This window comes from Kitasatospora sp. NPDC034533, assembly GCF_055575155.1.
Map to the genome: position 1 here is coordinate 178,727 of NZ_JBVITE010000006.1, position 16,630 is coordinate 195,356.

Consider the following 16,630-nt stretch of genomic DNA (forward strand, 5'->3'; position numbering starts at 1 on the left):
ACGGGCCACACCGGCCGCCGTGGGGGTGACGGCCGGGGTGACGGGCGGCGCCGGGGTGCTCGGCTTCGCCGTCGGAGTGACGGTCCGGGTGGCGGCCCCGACCGCAGTGGCGCGGGTGCGCGCGGGCCTCCGGGCGGCCGGCCCGGCTCGGTCGGGTGACCGGCGCGACCGACGCTAGCGGCGCTCCGGGGGTGCGGCCGCCTGGCTGAGCAAGGGGTAGAACTCCCTTAGGACGCCGTTAAGGAACTTCCCGATCCGCCGTCAGCAGCGCGGCCCCGGCCCGGCTTCGCCCCCGTCAGGCACGGTGCCGACGTCCCGTCACTTCTGGAACAGCGCGCCCCGGGTCCGCCGCCGCCCGCCGCGCGCGGGCTCCTCGGGCTGCGGCCGGGTGCGCAGCCGCAGCCGGGTCTCGGCCCCGCCGAGCACCGCGGAGCGGCCGAGCACGACGTCCCCGCCGGTGGACTCGGCGAGCTTGCGCACGATGTCCAGGCCGAGGCCGGTGGAGCCCTCCCCGCCGTCCCCCTCGCCGCGCTTGAGGGCGGCGGACGGGTCGCTGTACCCCGGTCCGGCGTCGCCGACCAGCACGATCACCGAGCCCTCGGTGACCAGCACGTCCACGGAGAAGGCGGTGCCGACGGCGGTGTGCCGGAAGACGTTGCCGAGCAGCGCGTCGACGGCCGCCGCCAGGTCCCCGCGCTGGACGGGCACCGGCGCCGACCGCTCGGCGCCGGCCAGTTGCCAGCGGCGCCCCTCGTCCTCGGCCAGCGCCGACCAGAAGGCGGTCCGCTCCCGGATCACCTCGACGGCGTCGCAGCCGACCGCCACGGCGGGCGCGTCCTCGGGGGCGCGGCGGGCCGAGCGGATGATCTGGTCGACCTCGCGCTCCAGTTGGGCGACCGCGTGCCGGGTGGCGACGGCCGCGTCGCCCTCGCCGAGCGAGGCGGCGTTGAGCCGCAGCACGGTCAGCGGGGTGCGCAGCCGGTGCGACAGGTCGGCGGCCAGTTCCCTTTCTGCGGAGAGGAGTTGGACCACCCGGTCGGCCATGGTGTTGAACGCCTGGCCGGCCTCGCGCAGTTCCTCGGGGCTGCCCTCGACCTGCTTGCCCTCGACCGGGACCCGCACCGAGAGGTTCCCGGCGCCGAGCGAGCGGGCGGCGGCGGCGAGCTTCTGCGCGGAGGCGACGATGCGGTTGCCCATCCGGTCGGCGACCAGCACCGAGATGGCGACCAGGCCGAGCGCGACGGCGGAGAGCACCTGCCAGGCGGTGGAGACGCCCCGGGTGAGGTCGCTCTCGGCCACGAACACCTCGACCACGGCGCGCCCGGTGTCCACCGCGACCGGTTGGAGCAGGGCGTACCCGCCGCCCACCTTCACGGTGAAGGAGCGGCCCTGGCCCCCGGCCGCGGCCAGGTCGGAGGCGCTGGCGCGCCCCTCCCCCAGCGTCGGGCCCGCAGGCTCGCCGGTCCCGGCGGGGGCTCCGACGGCGGTCCCGGGGCTCCCCGCCCCGGCGGCCGTCCCTGCCGCGGCGGTCCCGGGGCCCCCCGTCCCGGCGGGCTGCCCGACCGCCGGCAGGTGGACCGCCATCCGCCCCTGCGCGCCGGCGTCCGTACTCGCCAGCGCCCGGTTGATCGCGTCCTGGTCGGTGGTGATCGCCAGGGCCGGCCCGAGCGCCGCGGCCTGCCGCTCGGCGGCGGTGAACGCCCGGTCCCGGGCGGTCTGTTGGACCATCATCCCGAGCGGGATGAGGAAGGCCAGCGCGACCATGGTGGTCCCGGCGACGGCGGCCTTGATCAGGGCCCAGCGCAGCGAGCGCCCGAACCTCCTCATGTCCGGTGCTCCGCCAGGCCTCCGGCGACCTCCAGACGGACCCCGACGCCGCGGACGGTGTGCAGGTAACGGGGGTTGGAGGCGGTCTCCCCGAGCTTGCGACGCAGCCAGGAGAGGTGGACGTCGATGGTCTGGTCGCCGCCGTAGGTCTGCTGCCAGACCTCGGCGAGGATCTCCTTGCGGGGCACCACCACGCCGGGCCGGGCGGCCAGGAAGGCGAGCAGGTCGAACTCACGGCGGGTCAGGTCGAGCGGCCGTCCGTCCAGCGCGGCCTCGCGCCGCTGGAGGTCGATGGCCAGCCCGCCGACCCGCAGCACTTGGGCGACGGGTGCCGCGCCGCCGCCGAACCGGCGCAGCACGGCGGTCATCCGGGCGCTGAGGTGCTCCCCGGAGAAAGGTTTCACCAAGTAGTCGTCGGCGCCGTCGTTGAGCAGCCGGATGATCTCGGCCTCGTCGTCCCGGGCGGTGGAGACGATCACCGGCACGTTGGTCAGGCCCCGGATCATCTTGAGCGCCTCGCTGCCGTCCAGATCGGGCAGGCCCAGGTCGAGGATCACCAGGTCACAGCCCACCTGGGCGACCTCCCGCAGTGCCTCCAGGGCCGTGCCCACACTGCGGACCGCGTGACCGGTGTCGGTCAGGTGGCGGATGAGCGCGGAGCGTACGAAGGGGTCGTCCTCGACCACGAGCACTGTTGCCATGGGCCTGCACGGTACGCCATCGGCGGGCAGTGGTCTGTACCTCGGGGGCGGCTCCGGACATTGTGCAACTGCCCTGCCGAATACCGGGGGTGCCGCTCTCCATCCGTTTGGAAATACGGCAAGATGTGCGGACGATGCGGAACGGACTGGTACAGCTCGGCGCTTGGGCGGCGGCCACGGGGGCGGCGGTGGCACTGTCGTGGCTCGGTGTGCACGCGGTGCTGACCGGCGCCGCGTTCGAGCAGCCCACGGCGATCCCCCTGCCCTCCGCGAAGGCTGACGACCCGCCGCATCCGGCGACGCCCACCCCCGACCAGCACTCCGACCCACCGCCCACGTCCCCTTCCCCGACGACCGCCCCGGCCACCACGACCACCACCACCGCCCCGCACGGCCCGGCTCCCGCGAGCACCGCCACGCCGCCCTCCCACCGGCCCGCGCCCACCGCCGCCGCCACCCCCGCGACGAGCACGGTGAAGAGCTATCCGGTCCCGGGCGGCAAGGTCGCGCTGGACCTCAGGGGCGACCGGGCCGCCCTGGTCTCCGCCACCCCGGACCCGGGCTGGCAGATGAAGGTGTGGAACCAGGAGGGGTGGCTGCGGGTCGACTTCGTCCGGGACGACGAGGCCAACTCGGTGATCGCCTCCTGGAACGGCCACCCGCCGATCGTGGAGACGGTGGTCCGGTAGGAGCCGGTGGCCCGGTAGCAGACGGTGGCCCGGTAGGAGACAGTGATCCGGTAGGAGACGGTGGTCCGCCGGGCCGAGTCCGACGCACCCGTCAGAACTCCCGGCAGGGCACGTACCCCGGCAGGTACGGCCCCGCGTACCCCGCCCGGTCGACCAGCGTGTGCCTGGTCCCGCCCGGCACCCCGATGGTGGCCAGCACCACCGAGCCGTAGTCGTCCCGCACCTCGTGCGGCTCGGCCAGCGACAGCGCGCCGCGGTCCACCGCGTAGTCGTAGGCGTAGTAGGCGTCCGGCACGCTCACCGCGAGGTCCAGCACCCCGTCGCCGTGGCGGTCCAGGTACGCCGTCAGCTCCCGGCCGCGCGGGCCGGCGTCCCGCACCGGGGAGGTGAGCACGATCCGGGTGCCCGGCGCGACGAGCACGTACGAGAGCGCCTCCGGGTCGCCGGTCTCCGGCCCGGCGTACGCGGTGCAGCGCAGCCCGAGCGCGGCGCAGTAGCGGCGGGCCGCCCGCGCGGCGTCGGCGACGGCGAAGACCACCGCGTCGGCGTGGCCCATCGGCAACGGCCCCGCCTGCGCCCGGTCCGGTGAGGGGCCGGTGAGGCCGGCCCCGAACAGGGCGGGTTCGGCGGCGGTTTCGGTCATGTCTGCCCTCCCGGTCGGCGTACGAACCGTCCTTGGCCGCCCCCGGCACCGGGGGTGGGGTCCTGCACACGGGGGTGTGGCTGGAGGGTGGCGCCGGACCGACCTACGCGCAACTGTTCCGTTTCCTCCTGGTCAAACTGCGCCACCGAGCGGAAGAATCTGGCCCGCAGCTGTACAGAATGCCCACCACAGGACGGTTCTCCGATGCCCCCTGGTCACTCCCCGAGCTCCCCCGCGCCGCCCGGCTCCCCCTGCCCGCAGGGTGCACCCACGGCCCCGCAGGGCGCACCCACCACCCCGCAGGGCGCTCCCGCCGCCCCCGCGGGCAGCACCAACGACGCCATCGACGCCCTCGACGGCCGGCTGATCCGGCTGCTCGCCGAGGAGCCCCGGATCGGTGTGCTGGAGTGCTCGCGCCGGCTCCAGGTCGCCCGGGGCACCGTGCAGGCCCGGCTGGACCGGCTCCAGGCCAAGGGCGTGATCAGCGGCTTCGGCCCCGAGGTGGACCCGGCCGCGATCGGCTACCCGGTGACGGCCTTCGCCACCCTGGAGATCTCCCAGGGCCAGGGCTCGGACGTGCGGGCGCACCTGGCGAGCGTGCCGGAGGTGCTGGAGCTGCACACCATCACCGGGATCGGCGACATGCTGGTGCGGATCGTGGCCCGGTCCAACGCCGATCTGCAACGGGTGATCGACCGGGTCCTGGGCTTCGACGGCATCGTCCGCTCGTCCACCGCGATCGTCCTGGAGAACCCGGTGCCGTACCGGATCCTGCCGCTGATCGACCAGGCCGCCGCCGAGTAGGAGGATCCGTCCGACGCCACGCGCCGATTTGGCACATTCCCGAGGCGCCGTCGGCCGCAAGATTTATGCATGAACGTTCTACAATTCCTGGCGCCGTCCACCGGTCGGCTCAAACCCGTGGCGGCCCCGCCCTCCCCCGGGTCGGCCCCCGCATGACCGGCGCCGTCGCGGCCGACGGTACCGCCCCCACCCTCATCGCCTCCGCCCAGCGCGCCCTGCGCCTGCTGGAGGCGGCCGCCCGCTACCCCAGGGGCGCCACCGCCAAGCAGCTCGCCCGGGACACCGACCTCGCCCTGGGCACCGCCTACCACCTGCTGCGCACCCTGGTGCACGACCACTACCTGGAGCGCCGCAGCGGCGTCTACCTGACCGGCCCCGCGGTCGCCGGACTCGTCCGGCACGACGGCCCGGCGAGCGGGCCCACCCGGCTGCGGATGCTGATGGGCGCACTCGCCGACGAGCTCTCCGCCGCCGTCTACTTCACCTGGTACCGGCACGGCGAGGTGGAGCTGGTCGAAGCCGCCGAGGCCCCGGGCGCGCCGCTGGTCGACCGTCACCGCTTCCGGGCCGGCGCGCACGCCACCGCGGCCGGCAAGACCCTGCTGGCCCTGATGACCGCCGAGGAGCGCCGGGACCACCTGGCCCGCTACCCGATGGTGCCGCTGACCCCGTACACCCTGCGGGACCCGTGCAGCCTGCCACTGCTGCCGCGCCAGGGCCCGCGGCGGGCCGCCCCGATCACCCAGTTCCAGGAGTACCAGCTCGGCACCGCGGGCGCGGCGGTGCCGATCATCGCGGGCAGCGGCATCGGTGCGATCTCGGTCTCGCTGCCGATGAGCCAGGCGCACCGGCTGGCCGGGATCGTCGCCCAGCTGCGCACCCGGCTGGGCGACGACTTCGCCACGATGGCCTTCGGGATCTGACCCGCCGGGGACCGCCCGGCCCCCGAGGTCCCGCCCCCGTGCGCGCAGACGGCCGGTCAGCCGGAGCGGACGCGCGATCAGCAGGAGGGGACGTCGCCGCCGCCGCGGATCGCCTCCAGCGCGGCGACCGACTCGGCCAGGGTGCCCACCGGCACCAGCCGCAGCGACTTCGGCGTGTTCACCTTGGCGTCCGCGCACTCGTCCTTGGGCAGCAGGAACACCGTCGCGCCGTCCCTGGCGGCCGCCTGCGTCTTCAGCGGGACGCCGCCGACCGGGCCGACGTTGCCGTCCTTGTCGATGGTGCCGGTGCCGGCGACGGTGAGCCCGCCGGTGAGGTCGCCGCCCCTGCCGTCGCCGGCCAGCTTGTCGACGATGCCCAGGGCCAGCATCTGGCCGGCGCTCGGGCCGCCGACCGCCCCCAGGTCGACCTTGACCTTCACCTGGTCCGGCGACAGGTGGAGGAAGTTCAGCGCGGCGGCGGTGGCGGAGTCCTGGGACTCGGCCATCTGCTGCGCGGTCGCCTCGTCGGCCTTCACCGGGTTGGTCTCCGGGTAGACCGTCTCGGTCGGGCGCACCGCCTCCTTCGGGTCGAACCACGCCCGCAGCGAGCGCCAGAAGGTGTTCCGCTGCCCCGCGTTGGTCGCCGTGATGGTGACCATCCGCAGCTCGCCCTCGGTGGTGCGCAGCGGCGCCCCGGTGATGGTGAGCACCGGCCTGTCCTGGTACGAGCCGAGGGTGTCCGCGGTCAGGCCCGGCCAGGTGATGGTGTACGGCAGCGGGACGAAGGCGGCCACGCCGAACAGCGCGGCGACCAGCACGCCGCACAGCGTCAGCGCGCGGGTCCGCGGGGCGGTCAGGGCCTTGGGCAGCTTGGTGTCGGACACAGGGGAATCCAAACACACCGGACGCCGTGCGCGGGTGTCACCTCAGGGCGTCGGCCACCTCGGTCGCCGCCTCCACGACCCGGGGGCCGACCCGCTCGGGCACCATCCCGTTCAGCATCACCACGCCGACGCTGCCCTCGATGCCGCTCAGGCCGAGCAGCGCGGCGGCGGCCCCGCTCGCCCCGGACTGCTCCTCCGCGCGGGTGATGACGAAGCCCTGCTCGGGTCTGCGCTGACTGGGGAAGGTGCGCGCCTCCAGGATCGCCCGGCCGGCCGCGCTCTCGCCGAGCGGGTGGCGCAGGCCGGTCCGGTACGCGACGTGGAAGTCGGTCCAGCTCGGTTCGACCACGGCGACGGCCAGCGCCTCGTTGCCGTCCACCAGGGTCAGGTGGGCGGTGGCCCCGAGGTCCTCGGCGAGGCTGCGCAGGGCCGGCAGCGCGGCCTCGCGCAGCAGCGGGTGCACCCGGTGCGCCAGCCGCAGCACGCCCAGGCCCACCCGGGCGCGCCCGCCGATGTCCCGGCGGACCAGCCCGTGCTGCTCCAGGGTGGCCAGCAGCCGGTAGACCACCGTCCGGTTGACGGCCAGCCGGGCGGCGAGCTCGGTGACGGTGAGCCCCCGCTCGGAGTCGGCGAGGAGCTTGAGGACCCGGACGCCGCGGTCCAGGGTCTGGGAGGTCTCGGCAGTCACGACGGGCAATCCTTTCCGCGGCGCTCGCGGGGCGGGCAGCGCCGTTCCAAGGTCGGTGTCGCGCGCAGGCGAGGGTGGCCGCGCTTCGGGCCGCGCGGTGTCCTCGTTGACCCGCACGCACGGTCCTGCGGCGCCGTCCCGCGGGGGTTGCCCGGCGGAAGAGCGTGGGGGAAAGGTAGTGAAGGAAATGACGCGGCGGAAGTGGTTGTCCAAAATTCGGGCGTGATCAACCGCAACGCCGTCCCGGATTCGGGACAAATCCCCGCGATTCGCCGGGTGTGTCAGGGAGCGGGCGCGCCCCCGGTCCGCAGTCCGGACACGGCGGGGCATCCGGGGCGGCGCCGCGCCGTCGGCCGGACCGCCGCCCCGCCCGCTCCCCGGCCGGCCGGACCCTCCCGCGCGGGAGGGCCTACTTCGCCCACTCCCGGATCTTCGCGATCCGCGCCTTGAGCTGGTTCGCGGTGGCCTGCGCGGTGAGCGGCCCGCCGCACTGGCGGCGCAGCTCGTTGTGGATGGTGCCGTGCGGCTGGCTGGTGCGGTGGTGCCAGGCGGCCACCAGCGCGTTCAGCTCCTTGCGCAGCTCCCGCAGCTCCTGGTGGGTGACGACCGGGCGCTGCTCGGCCGGCAGCTCCAGCAGGTCGGCCTCCTCCGCGGGCTTGGTCTTGCTGCGCTGGATCTGCCGGTGCTGGCGCTTCTGGAGCAGCATCTGCACCTGGTCCGGCTCCAGCAGGCCCGGGATGCCGAGGTAGTCGTCCTCCTCCTCGCTCCCCGGGTGGGCCTGCATGCCGAACTCCATGGCGTTGTACAGCACCCGGTCGAAGACCGCGTCGGAGCCCAGGGCCTCGTACGAGAACTCCTCGCCGCCCGCGCCGTCCGGCCCGTCGTTGGCCCGCTCGGCCTCGGCGAGCAGCCGGTCCTCCTCGTCGAAGAGGCCCTCGCCCTCCTTCTTGGGCCGGTCCAGCACGTGGTCGCGCTGGAGCTCCATCTCGTTGGCGAAGCCCAGCAGCAGCGGGATGGTCGGCAGGAACACCGAGGCGGTCTCGCCGCGCTTGCGGGCGCGCACGAAGCGGCCGACGGCCTGGGCGAAGAACAGCGGGGTGGAGATCGAGGTCGCGTAGACGCCGACGCACAGCCGGGGGACGTCGACGCCCTCGGACACCATGCGGACGGCGACCATCCAGCGCGAGGTCCCCGCCGCGTAGTCGGAGATCCGCTTGGACGCCTCGGCCTCGTCCGAGAGCACCAGGGTGACCTTCTCGCCGCTGATCTCGCGCAGCATCTTGGCGTAGGCGCGGGCCACGTTCTGGTCGGTGGCGATGACCAGCCCGCCGGCGTCCGGGATCGCCTTGCGGACCTCGGTGAGGCGCCGGTCGGCGGCCTGGAGCACGGCCGGGATCCACTCGCCCTGCGGGGAGAGCGCGGTGCGCCAGGCCTGGGCGATCAGGTCCTTGGTCATCGGCTCGCCGAGCCGGGCCTCCAGCTCGTCGCCGGACTTGGTGCGCCAGCGCATGTTGCCGCTGTAGCTGAGGAAGATCACCGGGCGGACGACGTGGTCGGCGAGCGCGTGCCCGTAGCCGTAGGTGTAGTCGGCCACCGACTTGCGGATGCCGTCGCTGCCCGCCTCGTACGACACGAAGGGGATCGGGTTGGTGTCCGAGCGGAACGGCGTACCGGTCAGCGCGAGCCGGCGGGTGGCCGGCTCGAAGGCCTCGAAGCAGGCCTCGCCCCAGGACTTGGAGTCACCGGCGTGGTGGATCTCGTCCATGATCACGAGGGTCTTGCGGGCCTCGGTGCGGTTGCGGTGCAGCATCGGGTTGACCCCGACGCCCGCGTAGGTGACCACGATGCCGTGGTACTCCCGGGACAGCGGCCCGGAGGAGTACGCCGGGTCCAGCTTGATGCCGATCCGCGCGGCGGCCTCGGCCCACTGCTTCTTCAGGTGCTCGGTCGGCGCGACCACGGTCACCTGCTGCACCAGGTGGTTGTGCAGCAGGTACGAGGCCAGGGTGAGCGCGAAGGTGGTCTTGCCGGCGCCCGGGGTGGCGACCGCGAGGAAGTCGCGCGGCTGGGTCTCGATGTACTTGTCCAGCGCGCCCTGCTGCCAGGCCCGCAGCTTGCCCGCGGTGCCCCAGGGGGCGCGGCCGGGGAAGGCCGGGGAGAGGTGGTGCGAACCGGCGGGCGCGGCGTGGCCGACGGATCGGACGGGCGCCTGCGGCTCCGGCACGTCGGAGAACAGCGGCATCGAGGAGGCGGCGGCAGTACTCACGGTCTCCGAGGGGGATCATCGCAGGTCAGAGGCGGTTTTGCGGCCCCGTCCCGCGGTCGGGCGGCGATCGGACAACCCGCCCAGCGTACCGGTCCGGCACCGATCGGGCCTCCAGGCGAGGCTCCGCGCCGGGCCCGGGCGGCCGGAAATCGCTGTGACCCGGCTCACAGGAAATTCTCCGTGGAACCGCGTAAGCACCACCCGCCCCACCACTCTCACCAGGGTGAGGCCGCACCACCCCACCTGCCGAAGCGCGGCCCCGCACCGAACCGAAGGGACCCCACCATGCGCACCGTCGAAGAGACCGCTCAGGCCCGCCTGATCCTCTCCCCCCACCGCTCCGTCCGGCTGCGAGTGGTGCTGTCCTACCTCGCGGAGGACCCGCTGGCCGTCCGGATGGCCTTCCCCGCCGAGTTCTCGCTGGACGACACCGCCGAGGGCGGCGGCGCCGAGGACATCGTCTGGATATTCGCGCGCCAGCTGCTCAGCTGCGGCGTCGAGGTGCCGTCGGGCGTCGGCGACGTCCACGTCCGGCCCGCGCTCGGCCGCCGCACGATGGTCGAGCTGCGGGCGCCGGAGGGCACCGCCCTGCTCCAGTTCGACACCGCCGACCTGCGCCGCTTCCTGTGGCGCAGCCGGCTGCTCGTCCCCGAGGGGGAGGAGTACCAGCACCTGGACGCCGACCGCGCGCTCGCCGAGCTGCTCGGCTGACGCACGGCGCAGCGGCACAGGACCGCGGCGACACGGGAGCGTGAGGCACGACGACACCGTGGCGCGGCGGCACCGAGGCGCACGGCCACCCGGGACCGGGGCCCGGGGGGACCGATGCCCGCCGCTCAGCCGGAGAGCCTGCGCATCAGCCGTACGCCCTGCGCCGCCGTCAGGTGCGGCAGGTACGCCTTGCCGATCGCCCTGGTGATGCCGGGCAGCGCGGCCGGGTCGGGGTACGCCATGTACATCGGCCGGTACTCCGGCTGGAACTTCGCCTTGAACGCCAGCAGCGAGCGGAAGCTGTACACCGGCTCCAGCACCCTGCCCATCCAGTCCAGCATCCGCTGCAGCCCGGTGGGCTCCTCGTCCTGCCCGGTGCGGGCCAGCGGCGCGCCCGACAGGGACAGGAACCGCGCGCCCTCCTCCTTGAAGCCGAGCGCGGCCGAGGCGATCAGGAACTCGCTGACGCCGCGGAAGCCGTCCGAGCGCCGGCGCATGAAGTCCAGCGTCCAGCCGACCGGCACGCCGTCCTCGTACACCGGCATCCAGCTGGTCAGCCCGTGCACCACCCGCTGCCCGTCGACCGCGACCAGCACCCGCACGTCCGGGTCGTCCAGCTCCTCCAGCCCGCCGAGCGTGAAGCCCATCTCCGGCAGGCCCTTCTCGGAGACCCACTCCTCGGAGATCGCCCGGATCTGCTCCCGCAGCGCGAGCGGCGCCTCGTGGTACGCCCACCACTCGGCGCAGATGCCCTGCTTCCCGGCCTTGTTGAGGGCGGTGCGGATGTCCTGCCACTTGCGGCCGGTGAAGGCCAGCTCGGGCAGCGGCACCACGGTGTCCTCGGCGACCTGCACCGAGCGCCAGCCCAGCTGCGCGGCGGCGGCCCTGGTCTCGCCGCAGACGCTGTAGAAGCACGGCGTCCAGCCGCGCGCGTCGCAGTACCGGGCGAAGCCGGCCACCGCCCGGGCCCGGTCCTCCGGCGCGCCGAACGGGTCGCCGGTGGTCAGCGCGACGGTGCCGACCACCCGGTAGGCGACGGCCGCCCGGCCCCGCTCGTCGAACCAGTAGTGGTTGCCGTCCCAGGTGGCGATGAACGACAGCGTCCCGCCGCCGTGTTCGGTCAGCAGCGCCCGCGCCCGGCGGGCCGCGGCCGCGTCGGTGTTCAGCACCGGGCGGCGGAAGACCGACAGCAGCACGGCCAGCGCGACCCCCCAGAACGCCAGCCCGCAGTACGTCTCCAGGAGGCGCGCCACCGGCCCGACCGCGATCGGGTAGTCCGGCAGCAGGTCGTTGTAGGCGGGCGGCAGGAACTGGGCCGGCAGCCCGGCCACCAGCCCGCGCACGGTCGCCCCCGGCTCGAACTCCCCGGCCACCAGCCGCCCGAGCCCCACGTACGCCGCCGCCGAGGCGAGCGCCGCGCCGCCGAGCACCAGGGCCAGCCGGCGCACCGAGCGGCCGGACAGCCGCAGCCGGAACCGGTTGCGGGTGGCCACCAGCAGAGCGGTGGTCAGCAGCGGCAGCAGCAGCGCCTCGACGAAGTACTGCACCACGTCCCGGCTGACCGGCCCGGCGTCCAGGTACAGCCAGCACAGCAGCCCCGCCCAGAGCAGTTCGGTGGCCACCGTGACCAGCCAGGCGAACCGCAGCCCCCGGCGCAGCCCCTCGGCGAGCACCAGCAGCAGCGCCGGGAACAGCGCGGCCATCATCCGGCCGGGGGTGTCGAAGATCCGGACGACGGCGTGCGCGCGGGCGCAGTCGTGCGCCGACACCGCGCAGAAGTCGGCCACCTCCTCCGGGCTGAGCCGGTGTGAGAGGTACAGCTCGGAGAAGGTGTTGAACGGCCCGCTGGCGTTGTCGTACAGCGAGGCGATCAGCGGTCCGAAGGCGGCGGCGACCAGGCAGAGCGCGACCAGCACCCGGGTCTCGGAGTGCGAGGAGCGGTGCGTGCGCAGGTGCGGGCGGCCCCGGCTGACCAGCGCGCCCAGGGCGAGCCCGGCCAGCGCTCCGGCGCACCGCTGGACGCTCTGGAGGTGGCCCACGTACAGCGTCATCACCAGCGGGACGAGCAGCACCAGCAGGTGCAGCCGGCGCCGCCAGAGCACGGTGAGCCGGTACCCGAGCACCCCGGCCAGCGCGAAGACGCCGACGGCGGGGCCGACCGAGACCTGGTCGGCCACCGAGGCGGTCCACTGCTCCCCCGCCGAGGAGCCGACCGCGACCAGCGCGGTGCCCAGCAGGGTGCCGACGACCTGCCCGCCGACCAGCACCGCGAGGGTGCGCGCCTGCCCGAGCCGGTGCTCGGCGGCCGGGCCGACCAGGAGCAGCAGCAGGCTGGTGAACACGTACGAGCCGGTGCCCGAGCACCAGAAGAGCGAGCTGACCGGCGTCCACCAGTGGCCCTCGGCCAGCGTGGGCAGGCCGGTGCCGGCGCGGTCGAGCAGCCGTTCGGGCGGGCCGTGGCGCAGGCTGCCGGTGGCCGCGCCGAGCAGCCAGAGCCCGGCCAGCAGGGCGAGCGTCAGCGGTGCCTCGCGCAGCCGGGCGCCCAGCGCCCGGGCGGCCCGCCGGACCCGCTGCGGGCGCGGCTCCGGCGTCCGGGTGACCGGGGCGCGGTCGGTGCCGCGCTCGGTCGAGCGCTCCGCCTCCGGCCCGGCCCCGCGCTGCTCGCCGACGGTCACCAGCGCGGTCCCCGCCCCGGTCACCGGGCGAGCCCGGTCTGCTGGGCGAGCCACGGGATCTGCTGGGCGATGCCGGGCCGGAAGACGACCCAGCCGTGGCCGCCCGGCATCAGCTCGAACTTGGACTTCATCCCGGCCGCCTGCACGGCCTGGTAGACCTTCTCCATCTGCGGTCTGAACTCCTCGTCGGTCTCGCCGACGACCAACGCGACGTTGGTGTCCGGGAACTTCCTGCGGGTCATCACCTGAAGCGGATCGACCGCGTCGAACTTCTTCTCGTCACCGCCGAACGCGGCCTTGACGGTCTGTTCCCGACTGCCCAGGGTCGGTTCCTCCTGCCCGGACATGTCGAGCACGGTGCCGTACACGTCGGGGGCGTTGACGCCGAGCTGGAGCGCGCAGGTGCCGCCCATCGAGGCGCCGCCGATGCCCCAGGCGCCCCGGCCGGTCGCGGTCTGGAGGTTCTGGTGGATCCAGTTGGGGACGTCCACCGCCAGGTAGGTCTGGGTCCTGGCGATCTTCGAGTCGAGGCAGAGCGTGTTCGCCCAGGTGGATCCGAGCTGATCGGGCATCACCACGATCGGCGCGAGGCCGCCGTGGTCCGCGGCGTAGGCGTCCAGCGCCTCGTTGATCTGCGCGGAGAGCACCCAGTCCCCCGGGACGCCGGGCTGGCCGGAGAGCATCACGACCACCGGGAGCAGCGGCCGCGGGGTGGCCTGGTAGGCGGGCGGGAGGTAGACGTACGCGTCGCGGGCGTGGAAGCCCGACTTGGTGCCGGGGATCGGCACCACCGAGACGGTGCCCTTCTCGGGCAGGTCCGCCGGGGGCTTCCAGACCTCCTCCAGCACCTTGCCGGGCGGCACGGCCACGGTCTGGCCGACCTTGGTGGCGACCAGCCCGTCGGTCTTGGTCAGCCACGGCGCCAGCATCACGCGCCCGCTCGGGAACTGGCCGAAGCCGATGTTGACCTCGGAGGCGGCCATCAGCAGCACCAGGGCGCTCAGTCCGAGCGCGAGCGCCCGCCGCCGCCAGGCGAGCCGGCGCATCCGGTAGCCGGCCAGGCAGAACCCGAGCAGGGCGACGGCTATCCACCGGGTGACGTACCCGGGCGTGCCCTCCGGGAAGGGGTGCCACCAGCCGTCGACCACGACGTCCAGGAGCAGGCTGAGTACGGCCGCGGTGAGCAGCGCGGCGGGCAGCCGCAGCCGCCACCAGCTCCGGCCGCGGCCGACGGCGAGCGCGAACAGCGCCGCCCAGCCGGCCGCCAGCACGGCGTGCGGGATGAGGCCTTCGGTGAGCGGCCAGTCGATCGGGTTCCAGCGGGTGGCAAGGGTCAACGTGGTCATGCGGCTGTGCCCGGAGGGGTGGTGTCGGCCAGGAATCCGTAGGCGACGACGTTGCCCTCGTAACCGTGTTCCTCGCTGTAGGCGCCGCCGCAGGTGATCACCCGCAGCTGGGCGTCGGCGGCCTGACGGTAGACCCGGTCGTCCGGGAAGTCCTTTCGGTCGTGCACTTCGATGGCGTACAGCTGGTAGACGGCGGTGGCGCCGTCCGCCCGGGCGATCTCGATCCGGTCCCCCCGGTGGAGCGAGCCCAGGTGGTAGAAGACCGCGGGGCCGGCCTGGTTGTCGACGTGTCCGGCCAGGATCGCGGTGCCGCGCTGGCCGGGGCTGGCCCCGCCGCGGTACCAGCCCGCCAGGTTCCGGTCCGCCGCGGGCGGCGCCTGGAGCCGGCCGTCGGGCTCCAGGCCGAGCGCGGTGACCGGGGCGTCCAGCCGGACGGCCGGGATGCGGATCCGGGTCGGCGCGGACGGGCCCAGCGGCGGGACGACCGAGACCGGGGTGATCCCGGCCTGGGCCTGGCCGGGGTCCGGGGCGGGCGGCAGCACCGGCGAACCGCCGCGCAACAGCCAGGCGCCGAGCACCAGCGCGGCTCCCGCCGCCAGGGTGCCCGGCCAGGGGCTCCTGCTCTGCTGGACGCCCACGGGCGCTCCCCTCTGCCGACGGAATCCCGCTTCCTGGGAGTTTCCTGGGAAACAATTCAACCGGATCGGACTGTAGGGCACGTCCATACGACGGTCGTATCGGCACCCCCCGATCGGCAGGGTCAACGGCGTTTTCCCCCCGCTGCGTGGGCACCCGGTCGCGGAGTGCGACGGACCACTCCTTCGGAGGGCCGCCGCGGGACCATGCCCGACCCGAGCTGTTCGACGGTCCGGCGGGCCCGTTCGGTTGCGTCCTCCGGAGGTGTACTTCGTCGGCGCCGTTCGACCGCACCGCCCGCACCGCCGGTCGCGCCGTCAGTCGTGCCGTCGGTCGCGCCGCCGGTCGCGCCGTCAGTCGTGCCGCCGGTCGCGCCGCCGGTTGCGTCGTTCGGGGGGATCGCCCCCGTCGCGCGCTGCGCCTCTCCGGCGGCCCCCGCCCCCGTGCCATGCTGACCCGGTCGCCGGCGCCACCCGCGCACCCGACCGGACGTCACCGCCCCGCACGCCGCCCGCCCCCGCCGCCCCACGAACGGAGTGACCATGGACGCCCTCTCCCGCCGCACCCTGCTGGCGGCCGGCGCCGCCACCGCCGCCACCCTGGCGTCCGGCTGCGGCAGCAACCACGCCACCGGCGGGCAGCGGGCGACCGGCGCCGCCGCGCCGCCCACCGGCGCGGCCGAGGGGAAGGGCGCCACCCCCGCCCCGGCACCCCCGGCCCCCAAGCCGGAGGTCGTCCTGATCGGCGACGGCTCCACCTCGGACACCGGCCCGCAGCCGAACCAGCCCGTCGCCGAGCCGCTGCGGCCCGGCCAGCGCCCGCCGCAGTTCGTGGTCTTCTCCTGGGACGGCGCCGGCGAGCTCGACAACGGCCTGTTCGCCCGCTTCCGCCGGCTGGCCCAGGAGCACGACGCGAAGATGACCTTCTTCCTCAGCGGCCTCTACCTGCTGCCCGAGTCCAAGAAGGACCTCTACCGCCCGCCGCAGCACAAGGCCGGCGCCTCCGACATCGGGTACCTGAGCGACCAGCACATCCGCGACACCCTGGAGAACGTGCACGCGGCCTGGCTGGAGGGCCACGAGATCGGCACCCACTTCAACGGCCACTTCTGCGGCTCCACCGGCGTCGCCAGGTGGTCCCCGGAGGAGTGGGACAGCGAGATCCAGCAGGCGATGGACTTCGTGACGAACTGGCGCACCAACACCGGCTTCACCGACCTGCCGGCGCTGCCCTTCGACTACCGCAAGGAGCTGATCGGCAGCCGCACCCCCTGCCTGGAGGGCCAGCGCAACCTGCTGCCCACCGCGGTCAAGCGCGGCTGGCGCTACGACAGCAGCGGCAACGGCACCCAGGTGTGGCCGCAGAAGATCCAGGGCGGCGCCCTGTGGGACCTCCCGCTCCAGTCCATCCCCTTCCCCGGGCACACCTTCCAGGTGCTCTCGATGGACTACAACATCATGTACAACCAGTGCGGCCCCAACACCAAGGCCGACCCGGCGCTCTACCCGGGCTTCCAGGCCCAGGCGCGGGACTCCTACCTGATGGGCTTCGACCGCACCTACAACGGCAACCGGGCGCCGTACGTCATCGGCAACCACTTCGAGGAGTGGAACGGCGGCATCTACATGAACGCCGTCGAGGACGTCCTGCGGACCATCGCGGGCAAGCCGGAGGTCCGGCTGGTCTCCTTCCGGCAGCTGGTCGACTGGCTGGACGTCCAGGACCCCGCGGTGCTGCGCAAGCTCCAGAGCCTCGGCCCGGGCCAGGCCCCGGCCGGCGGCTGGGAGGCCTTCCTCGGCGTCCCGGCGGGGGCTGGAGCCCCCGCCGCCGGCTGACC

The 16,630-nt window shown here is 74.4% G+C and carries 14 protein-coding genes; 5 read left to right on the top strand and 9 right to left on the bottom strand.

Annotated elements, in window-relative coordinates:
• Positions 1 to 318 precede the first annotated feature (318 nt).
• Complete coding sequence (locus ACZ55U_RS07135) at positions 319 to 1,827, bottom strand: HAMP domain-containing sensor histidine kinase (protein ID WP_465523287.1); 1,509 nt, start codon at positions 1,825 to 1,827, stop codon at positions 319 to 321.
• The gene (locus ACZ55U_RS07140) at positions 1,824 to 2,528 is read right to left on the bottom strand and encodes a response regulator transcription factor (RefSeq protein WP_380695348.1); all 705 of its coding nucleotides are present in this window, start codon (positions 2,526 to 2,528) and stop codon (positions 1,824 to 1,826) included. Before ACZ55U_RS07140 ends, ACZ55U_RS07135 begins: the two co-directional genes overlap by 4 nt.
• A 134-nt stretch (positions 2,529 to 2,662) precedes the next feature.
• Here ACZ55U_RS07140 and ACZ55U_RS07145 point away from each other — a divergent pair, with 134 nt between their 5' ends.
• A complete protein-coding gene (locus tag ACZ55U_RS07145; protein WP_465523289.1) occupies positions 2,663 to 3,217 on the top strand; it encodes a hypothetical protein in 555 nt (184 codons plus the stop codon).
• Positions 3,218 to 3,308: 91 nt separating this feature from the next.
• On the opposite strand, the gene ACZ55U_RS07150 is transcribed toward ACZ55U_RS07145, so the two are convergent.
• A complete protein-coding gene (locus tag ACZ55U_RS07150) occupies positions 3,309 to 3,860 on the bottom strand; it encodes a VOC family protein (RefSeq protein ID WP_465523291.1) in 552 nt (183 codons plus the stop codon).
• Between the two features lie 342 nt (positions 3,861 to 4,202).
• Between ACZ55U_RS07150 and ACZ55U_RS07155 the strand changes: the two genes are divergently transcribed.
• Positions 4,203 to 4,664 (top strand): Lrp/AsnC family transcriptional regulator, encoded by a 462-nt coding sequence (locus ACZ55U_RS07155; RefSeq protein WP_465523353.1) that lies wholly within the window; start codon positions 4,203 to 4,205, stop codon positions 4,662 to 4,664.
• 152 nt (positions 4,665 to 4,816) lie between these two features.
• Complete coding sequence (locus ACZ55U_RS07160) at positions 4,817 to 5,587, top strand: IclR family transcriptional regulator (RefSeq protein WP_465523293.1); 771 nt, start codon at positions 4,817 to 4,819, stop codon at positions 5,585 to 5,587.
• A 77-nt stretch (positions 5,588 to 5,664) separates the two neighbouring features.
• On the opposite strand, the gene ACZ55U_RS07165 is transcribed toward ACZ55U_RS07160, so the two are convergent.
• The 3 genes from ACZ55U_RS07165 to ACZ55U_RS07175 form a co-directional block, all read right to left on the bottom strand.
• The gene (locus tag ACZ55U_RS07165) at positions 5,665 to 6,471 is read right to left on the bottom strand and encodes a S16 family serine protease (protein WP_465523295.1); all 807 of its coding nucleotides are present in this window, start codon (positions 6,469 to 6,471) and stop codon (positions 5,665 to 5,667) included.
• Between the two features lie 37 nt (positions 6,472 to 6,508).
• Positions 6,509 to 7,159: an IclR family transcriptional regulator gene (locus ACZ55U_RS07170; protein WP_380695336.1), complete on the bottom strand. Its 651-nt coding sequence runs from the start codon at positions 7,157 to 7,159 to the stop codon at positions 6,509 to 6,511.
• 409 nt (positions 7,160 to 7,568) lie between these two features.
• On the bottom strand, positions 7,569 to 9,401 hold the full coding sequence (locus ACZ55U_RS07175) for a DEAD/DEAH box helicase (protein WP_465523355.1): 1,833 nt from the start codon (positions 9,399 to 9,401) through the stop codon (positions 7,569 to 7,571).
• A 309-nt stretch (positions 9,402 to 9,710) separates the two neighbouring features.
• Between ACZ55U_RS07175 and ACZ55U_RS07180 the strand changes: the two genes are divergently transcribed.
• On the top strand, positions 9,711 to 10,136 hold the full coding sequence (locus tag ACZ55U_RS07180) for an SsgA family sporulation/cell division regulator (protein ID WP_465523297.1): 426 nt from the start codon (positions 9,711 to 9,713) through the stop codon (positions 10,134 to 10,136).
• 125 nt (positions 10,137 to 10,261) lie between these two features.
• Here ACZ55U_RS07180 and ACZ55U_RS07185 read toward each other — a convergent pair whose 3' ends face one another.
• Genes ACZ55U_RS07185 through ACZ55U_RS07195 form a run of 3 tightly spaced genes read right to left on the bottom strand, consistent with a single transcriptional unit; the run spans position 10,262 to position 14,795 of the window.
• Positions 10,262 to 12,835, bottom strand: coding sequence for a rhomboid family intramembrane serine protease (locus ACZ55U_RS07185; protein ID WP_465523299.1), 2,574 nt, complete (start codon positions 12,833 to 12,835; stop codon positions 10,262 to 10,264).
• Positions 12,832 to 14,157 (bottom strand): alpha/beta hydrolase, encoded by a 1,326-nt coding sequence (locus ACZ55U_RS07190; RefSeq protein WP_465523301.1) that lies wholly within the window; start codon positions 14,155 to 14,157, stop codon positions 12,832 to 12,834. Before ACZ55U_RS07190 ends, ACZ55U_RS07185 begins: the two co-directional genes overlap by 4 nt.
• Positions 14,154 to 14,795 carry a class F sortase gene (locus ACZ55U_RS07195; protein WP_465523303.1) on the bottom strand — a complete coding sequence of 214 codons (642 nt, stop codon included), beginning with the start codon at positions 14,793 to 14,795 and terminating at the stop codon, positions 14,154 to 14,156. The genes ACZ55U_RS07190 and ACZ55U_RS07195 overlap by 4 nt, the downstream gene beginning before the upstream one ends.
• 540 nt (positions 14,796 to 15,335) lie before the next feature.
• On the opposite strand from ACZ55U_RS07195, the gene ACZ55U_RS07200 reads away from it, so the two are divergent.
• Positions 15,336 to 16,628 (top strand): polysaccharide deacetylase family protein, encoded by a 1,293-nt coding sequence (locus tag ACZ55U_RS07200; protein WP_465523305.1) that lies wholly within the window; start codon positions 15,336 to 15,338, stop codon positions 16,626 to 16,628.
• The last annotated feature ends 2 nt before the right edge of the window (positions 16,629 to 16,630 follow it).